The sequence below is a fragment of the Mycobacterium sp. genome, assembly GCF_008709575.1.
Classification (GTDB): Bacteria; Actinomycetota; Actinomycetes; order Mycobacteriales; family Mycobacteriaceae; genus Mycobacterium.
On the sequence record NZ_VYIK01000102.1, the window covers coordinates 1 to 5,956 of the forward strand.

The following is a 5,956-nucleotide window of genomic DNA, read 5'->3' on the forward strand; positions in this document are numbered from 1 at the left end:
TGGCGGTGGCGGAGGGATTTGAACCCTCGGACGGGGGTTACCCGTCACACGCTTTCGAGGCGTGCTCCTTCGGCCGCTCGGACACGCCACCGCGCGACAGCTTACCCAAAGCCGGCCCGCTCACCTCGCTGACGGGCGAAGAAGGCTTCGAGCAGCGCCGCGCACTCGTCGGCCAGCACTCCGCCGCGCACCGCGGGCCGGTGGTTGAGTCGCCGGTCGCGGACTACGTCCCACAGCGAGCCCACCGCCCCGGTCTTGGGCTCCCACGCCCCGAACACCAGCCGCTGCACCCGCGCCAGCACCAGCGCGCCCGCGCACATCGTGCAGGGCTCGACGGTGACGGCCAGCGTGGCGCCGGTCAGGCGCCATCCGTCGCCGCGGATGCGGGCAGCGGCCCGCAGCGCCAGGATCTCCGCGTGCGCGGTCGGGTCACCGAGTGCTTCCCGGGCATTGACCGCGCGCGCCAGCTCGATCCCGTCGGCGCCGAACACGACCGCACCCACCGGCACATCCCGCGGGCCGGCGGTCGCGGCGACCGCCAGCGCCGCGCGGATCAGGTCGTCATCGGCGGTCACCGACCGAGACGTTCGAGCACCGCCGCCAGTTCGTCGGCGAAACCCATCTCCTGGGCGATGCGGACCAGTTGCTCGTCGGCGTAGAGGTCCGTCTCGTCGAGGATCACGCCCAACACCGCTTCGGGCAACCCGACGTCCGACAGCAACCCCAAGTCGCCCTCCTCGAACGGCTCGGCGTCCTCGAGGTCTTGTTCATCGATGTCGGCATCCAGGGTTTCCAGCACCTCGGCGGCGATGTCGTAGTCGAGCGCCGCCGTAGCGTCGGAAAGCAGCAACCGGGTTCCCGACGGGCCCGGGCGCACGATCACGAAGAACTCGTCGTCGACGTTCAGAAGCCCGAAAACCGCACCGGCGCTGCGTAGCTCGCGCAGTTCCTTCTCGGCCTCAGCCAAACTGGTCAGCGCTTTGGGACGCATCGGAGCACAACGCCACGTGCCTTCTTCGCGCACGACAGCAACCCCGAACCCCTCGGGCGTGTCCGGTTTCGCAGAGGCGCGCTGTGCTGCCATGCGGGAAACGCTAGTCCCTGACCAGCAACTTGACCAGACAATCCGGGCCGCGTCTGGACGGAATCGCGCGTCGGAATTCCACCTGGGTGTGCCAACCTTGAGAGGTGGCTAAAGACCCGGTGTGCGTGCTCGGGCTGGGGCTGATCGGCGGATCGATCATGCGCGCCGCCGCCGCGGCGGGCCGGGAAGTCTTCGGCTACAACCGCTCGGTGGACGGGGTGCAGGCGGCCCGGTTCGACGGTTTCGACGCCACCACCGACGTCACCGAAGCGCTGGAACGCGCCGCCGACATCGGCGCACTGGTCGTGCTGGCCGTCCCGATGCCTGCGTTGCCGACGCTGCTCCGCCACCTCCGCGACACCGCCCCGCAGTGTCCGCTGACCGACGTCACCAGCGTCAAAAGCGCCGTGCTCGAGGAGGTCACCGCCGCTGGTCTGCAAGCCCGCTTTGTCGGCGGTCACCCGATGACCGGAACGGCACATTCCGGCTGGGCCGCCGGCCATGCCCGGTTGTTCGCCGGTGCGCCGTGGGTGGTCAGCGTGGACGACCACGTGGACCCCGCGGTGTGGGCAATGGTGATGCATCTGGCGCTGGACTGCGGGTCGGTGGTGGTGCCCGCCCGATCCGACGAGCACGACGCCGCCGCAGCCGCGATTTCGCACCTGCCCCACCTGGTCGCCGAGGCGCTGGCCATCACCGCCGCCGAGATTCCGCTGGCCTTCGCGCTGGCCGCCGGCTCATTCCGGGACGGCACGCGGGTGGCGGCGACCGCGCCGGATCTGGTCCGGGCGATGTGCGAGGCCAACGCCGGCCAGCTGCTGCCCGCCCTGGACCGATTCATCGACCTGCTCGCCAACGCGCGCGACTCGTTGGCCTGCCACCACTCGGTGGCCGAACTCGCCGAAGCCGGGCATGCCGCACGCACCCGCTACGACAGTTTTTCCCGTCCTGACATGGTCACCGTCTTCATCGGCGAGGAGAACTGGCGCGAGTCGCTGGCGGCCGCGGGCCGGGCCGGCGGGGTGATCAGATCCGCTCTGCCAACCCTGGATAGTCGACGATGAAGCCGTCGACGTCGACGATGAGGGTGGTGTCCGACACCGGCGAGCGCACCTTGATCTCAGCGAGGATCTCGGTACCCGCCGTTTCCGCTACCCGGCCGGCACTGCTGTAGGCGACCGGGGCCGACGTGACCGACATGTCGGGCAGGCTCACGTAAATCACCGGCACGGTCACCGAGCCCGGCCGATCGTGCAGCCCGTGGCGGCGGATCGGCAAGGTGTTGAAGAACGGGCTGAAGACCACGTCGACGTCGAGAGCGCCGTCGAAGGCGGCGCGCGACTCCCCGCGCTGATCGGTCACCAGCCACATGTTCTCCTCGTCGCGGGCGACGGAGAGCTGGCGTTCCCGCTCGGCCAGCGTCACGGTCAAGCCGAACCGCTTGGTGGCGCCCGCTTCGTCGGTTTGCAGGTCGTAGTAGGCACCGAACGCGGGGCTGGTGCCGGCGGCGGCAGCCACGATGCGACCGTTGGCCTTGATCCGGTTGCCGGACAACTGCACCCGCACCGACTCCATGCGGGAGGCATCGGGTGCACGCCACGTCAGGATCGCCGGCCAGGTGCTCGATGTCGCGTCAGAAGTGGCTGGGCTCACCCGCTATACCGTAGGCGACCGCTGCCCGGCTCGCACAACCTGGTCGGCCACCGCGTCCCGGCCGGATGCGGGTTCTGCCGTTTGGGTGTCCCGCCCCGCCGGAGGGGGAACAATGGCGCCATGAGCAGCGATACTCCGGGCTCCCCCGGCCAGCCGCATCGACCGCCGACTCCACCGCACGACGCCGGATCACCGCAATCCTCGGTGGCGCTCACCCGCGCCGCCGCGGTGTGGACGTCGCTGATCGCGGGGTTTCTGATCCTCACCGTGCTGTTGATCTTCATCACCCAAAACAACGAACCGGTGCCGTTGACCTTTCTGGGCTGGCACTGGCATCTGCCCCTGGGGGTGGCCGTCTTGCTGGCAGCCGTGGGCGGCGGGTTGATCACCGTGCTCGCCGGCACGACTCGGATCTATCAGCTGCGGCGCGCTGCGAAGAGACAGACGCCGGCGGGCCGGTAATTCAGCGCCGATTGCGGGGCAGCAGATCCCACACGTGCTCGGTGCCGTTGACCGCCGCCACGGTGGCCTGCCCCGACCGGGAGAACAGCAGGCGGGTCACCGAGGCGTAGTCGATCGGAAACGACAGCAGCCGCGCGGTGCCCAGGATCTCGTGCAGCACCGCGTTGATCACCCCGCCGTGGCTGAACACCGCCACCGTCTGGTCGGGCGCGGCGGCGCCGACGACGTCGTCGACCGCGGCGCGGACACGGGCACGGAACCCGGCTTCGTCGACCGATCCGGGCAGGTGGCCTTGAGCCATCCGCGCCCACCCTTGCGGGTTCTCCTCGCGGATCTGCTCGATCGGAATGTAGACCGGCGAGTCACGGTCGTATTCGGCGAACCGCTCATCGACCTCAACTTCCAGCCCGCGCGCGGCAGCGACCGGTTGGGCGGTCTGCACGGCGCGGCGCTGCGGACTGCTCACCACCCGGGTGATCGGGAACCTCGCCAGCGCCTCAGGCAGCCGGGCGACCTGAGCCAATCCCGCCTCCGACAGGCGTGGGTCGGAGCCCTCCCCGGGTTCGCTGCGCAGCGGTAAGCCGTGGCGGACCAGCAGCAGCTGCATCCTGTCTCCCCGTCCTCGATTCCCTTGCGGGATGGTGCAGAACGAGGTCGAGCATGACACAGCGAACGATCCGGGGCGCGACAGGCTTTAGCCTTCGGCGAGCACGCCGTGCAGCGACGTGTTGGCTGCGGTGATCGCGGCCAACACCTTGGCTCTGGCGTCGACGAGCTGGGCTTTTTGCTCCTCGGTGCCGGCCCAAGTGATCTTGCGGGCCAGTCCGGCCAGTTCGGCTAGCCCCCAGCGAATCTTGTGCACGTCAGCGAACTTGGCCATCCGCGCCAAGAACACGTGGGCGGTCTCGCTGCTGATGCCCCGCCAGGCCAAGGTGTTTCTACCCAGCTCGGTCAGGGTGGCCACACCGTCGTCGACCGTTACCAGTCCGCGGCCGGCAAGCACCCCGAGGGCGAGCTCTACGGCCTGCTGCGGCGGGGTGACGGCACCATCAGTCGCCTCCGACGTGCGCTGGACGATGTGTGCAGCGTCGGCCGGGCCGTCGAGCAACAAAGCCAGCGTGCCCAACGCTATCCGCTTGAGGAACCGCGGCCTGCCGAAGCGCCCACCGGCGCGCTGCCGGCCGAACCCGGGCCCGCCGAAACCGGGACCTTCGGAAAATCCACCGTGAAACATGTCTGTCTCCCTTCCATGTCGTGCCGGCCGGCTGCCGGCCGCCACACCAGCCAGCTTAATCAACGTGGTTGATATATGTCAAAGTAGTTGATCTAATCAGAACTGGCGCGGCCGCCTTCAACCGCGCGGGGAGACCCTGTCACCATGTTTGACATGCCTGAGTACGAGGACCAGCCACTGGGCTATCTGCTCTATCGCGTGATGACGCAGTTGCGGCCCGAGCTGACGGCGGAGTTGGGGTCCCTCGGGCTGGGGCTGCCGGAGTTCGTGTGCCTGCGAATCTTGGCCATGTGCCCCGGCCAATCCAACGCCGAGCTGGCCCGCACCATCAACGTGTCACCGCAAGCCATGAACCTGGTGCTGCGCCGGCTGCAAGACCTGGGCGCGGTCACGCGGCCGAGCACCGTGTCGTCGGGCCGCGCGCTGCCCGCCCGGCTCACCGCCAAAGGTCGGGCGCTGCTGAAGCGCGCCGAGGCCGCCGTGCACGTCGCCGACGAGCGGCTGCTGTCCAACCTGACACCTGCTCAGCGCCGACAGTTCAAACATCTCCTCCATTTGGTCGGCGCGCAGGCGACTGAGGCTACCGCGCCACGTTCGGCGCGAGTGGATTGACCGCGCCGTCTTTCCGCTGCGTCCCAGCAGATTCCCACTCAGTCGGGGCAGAAGACGGTTATCTGGCGGATCTCTCGGTCGAGAAGATGCCGTTCCGGGCGGAGCGTCGATGTGTCTTCACCGGCGAGATAGCCCGCCCCCAGGCTCATCAGGGTCTTCGACATCGCGCGCACCGGTTTTGCCAAGGCGGGGGGAGTGGCCGGGTTCTCGCGCAGCGCGTCGTGCAGCACGAGGGAGCCCGTGACCAACGCGAGCCGGGCGTTGGCCGCCACCGCAAGCTGCCCGACGGGATCGCCGGCCTTGGGGTTTTCCATGTGGGTGTTGGAAACGACCATTTCGTCGACGGGAACGTATTGGCGGCATACCGCCTTAGTCGCGGCCCGTTGAGCGGCGGCGCTCGGCGGCGCAGGCGGCACACTCAGTGCGGGGGATGACGGCACCTCTACCGGGTGCGGGATGTGTTCCCACGGGAAGGAGTCCCGGCCATCCGCGTAGCCGCCCAGGGCTGCGGCGGTGACGGCGGTGATTGCGACCACGCCGAGCAGTACGCGGGTGATTGCGCGCGAAAGCCGCCGAGTTTCTTCCGCGGCGCGGAAATCCTGGTCCTCTGCTACCGGGACGTCTTCGCTTTCGGCCTCCCAGGCCAGCGCCGGCGCGGCAGCCAGCTGGGTGGGCAGCAAGTTGCTGTGGACGTCGGTGGAGGCTGCGCAGCGCCGTAACCGGGCGCGTTTTCCTTCCGGTTTCGACATCACGACGCTCATCGGAGTCTCTCCCTTCCGCTCATATTCATGTTCCTACAGCAGCCCACCGACAGACCACTGCGAACACCGCCGAAAGTGAAACGGTTGCGAGAAAACGAGCCGAAGTTCGCAACCGTTTCACCCTCGGCGACTGTCGATTGACCGGCGGCG

Annotated in this window: 9 protein-coding genes and 1 tRNA gene; 3 read left to right on the forward strand and 7 right to left on the reverse strand. The window is 68.7% G+C overall.

Features of this window, described 5'->3' with window-relative positions; translation table 11 throughout:
• The 3 genes from F6Q13_RS16545 to F6Q13_RS16555 all read right to left on the reverse strand — a co-directional run bounded on the left by F6Q13_RS16545 (window position 1) and on the right by F6Q13_RS16555 (window position 1,084).
• A tRNA-Ser gene (locus F6Q13_RS16545) sits at window positions 1–91 on the reverse strand.
• Window positions 92–101: 10 nt separating this feature from the next.
• Window positions 102–575, reverse strand: coding sequence for a nucleoside deaminase (locus F6Q13_RS16550; protein WP_293058842.1), 474 nt, complete (start codon window positions 573–575; stop codon window positions 102–104).
• Window positions 572–1,084 carry a tRNA adenosine deaminase-associated protein gene (locus F6Q13_RS16555; RefSeq protein ID WP_293058845.1) on the reverse strand — a complete coding sequence of 171 codons (513 nt, stop codon included), beginning with the start codon at window positions 1,082–1,084 and terminating at the stop codon, window positions 572–574. The genes F6Q13_RS16550 and F6Q13_RS16555 overlap by 4 nt, the downstream gene beginning before the upstream one ends.
• A 119-nt stretch (window positions 1,085–1,203) precedes the next feature.
• On the opposite strand from F6Q13_RS16555, the gene F6Q13_RS16560 reads away from it, so the two are divergent.
• Window positions 1,204–2,148 carry a prephenate dehydrogenase gene (locus F6Q13_RS16560; RefSeq protein ID WP_293058860.1) on the forward strand — a complete coding sequence of 315 codons (945 nt, stop codon included), beginning with the start codon at window positions 1,204–1,206 and terminating at the stop codon, window positions 2,146–2,148.
• On the opposite strand, the gene F6Q13_RS16565 is transcribed toward F6Q13_RS16560, so the two are convergent.
• Window positions 2,111–2,659, reverse strand: a complete 549-nt coding sequence (locus F6Q13_RS16565) for a putative glycolipid-binding domain-containing protein (protein ID WP_293058863.1) — start codon at window positions 2,657–2,659, stop codon at window positions 2,111–2,113. The genes F6Q13_RS16560 and F6Q13_RS16565 overlap by 38 nt on opposite strands.
• Window positions 2,660–2,857: 198 nt before the next feature.
• Between F6Q13_RS16565 and F6Q13_RS16570 the strand changes: the two genes are divergently transcribed.
• On the forward strand, window positions 2,858–3,199 hold the full coding sequence (locus tag F6Q13_RS16570) for a lipopolysaccharide assembly LapA domain-containing protein (protein WP_293058847.1): 342 nt from the start codon (window positions 2,858–2,860) through the stop codon (window positions 3,197–3,199).
• A gap of 1 nt (window position 3,200) precedes the next feature.
• Here F6Q13_RS16570 and F6Q13_RS16575 read toward each other — a convergent pair whose 3' ends face one another.
• Both F6Q13_RS16575 and F6Q13_RS16580 read right to left on the reverse strand, forming a co-directional pair.
• A complete protein-coding gene (locus tag F6Q13_RS16575; RefSeq protein WP_293058850.1) occupies window positions 3,201–3,806 on the reverse strand; it encodes a histidine phosphatase family protein in 606 nt (201 codons plus the stop codon).
• 87 nt (window positions 3,807–3,893) lie between these two features.
• A complete protein-coding gene (locus tag F6Q13_RS16580) occupies window positions 3,894–4,433 on the reverse strand; it encodes a hypothetical protein (RefSeq protein ID WP_293058853.1) in 540 nt (179 codons plus the stop codon).
• A 144-nt stretch (window positions 4,434–4,577) separates the two neighbouring features.
• Between F6Q13_RS16580 and F6Q13_RS16585 the strand changes: the two genes are divergently transcribed.
• Window positions 4,578–5,045 carry a MarR family winged helix-turn-helix transcriptional regulator gene (locus tag F6Q13_RS16585; RefSeq protein ID WP_293058856.1) on the forward strand — a complete coding sequence of 156 codons (468 nt, stop codon included), beginning with the start codon at window positions 4,578–4,580 and terminating at the stop codon, window positions 5,043–5,045.
• 38 nt (window positions 5,046–5,083) lie between these two features.
• Here F6Q13_RS16585 and F6Q13_RS16590 read toward each other — a convergent pair whose 3' ends face one another.
• Window positions 5,084–5,806: a hypothetical protein gene (locus tag F6Q13_RS16590; RefSeq protein ID WP_293058858.1), complete on the reverse strand. Its 723-nt coding sequence runs from the start codon at window positions 5,804–5,806 to the stop codon at window positions 5,084–5,086.
• Between the last annotated feature and the right edge of the window lie 150 nt (window positions 5,807–5,956).

Excerpts from the sequence above, each read along its gene's own strand:
- F6Q13_RS16555 (WP_293058845.1), bottom strand. The coding sequence starts at position 1,084 with ATGGCAGCACAGCGCGCCTCTGCGAAACCGGACACGCCCGAGGGGTTC.
- F6Q13_RS16565 (WP_293058863.1), bottom strand. The coding sequence starts at position 2,659 with ATGGAGTCGGTGCGGGTGCAGTTGTCCGGCAACCGGATCAAGGCCAAC.
- F6Q13_RS16570 (WP_293058847.1), top strand. The coding sequence starts at position 2,858 with ATGAGCAGCGATACTCCGGGCTCCCCCGGCCAGCCGCATCGACCGCCG.
- F6Q13_RS16575 (WP_293058850.1), bottom strand. The coding sequence starts at position 3,806 with ATGCAGCTGCTGCTGGTCCGCCACGGCTTACCGCTGCGCAGCGAACCC.
- F6Q13_RS16580 (WP_293058853.1), bottom strand. The coding sequence starts at position 4,433 with ATGTTTCACGGTGGATTTTCCGAAGGTCCCGGTTTCGGCGGGCCCGGG.
- F6Q13_RS16585 (WP_293058856.1), top strand. The coding sequence starts at position 4,578 with ATGTTTGACATGCCTGAGTACGAGGACCAGCCACTGGGCTATCTGCTC.
- F6Q13_RS16590 (WP_293058858.1), bottom strand. The coding sequence starts at position 5,806 with ATGAGCGTCGTGATGTCGAAACCGGAAGGAAAACGCGCCCGGTTACGG.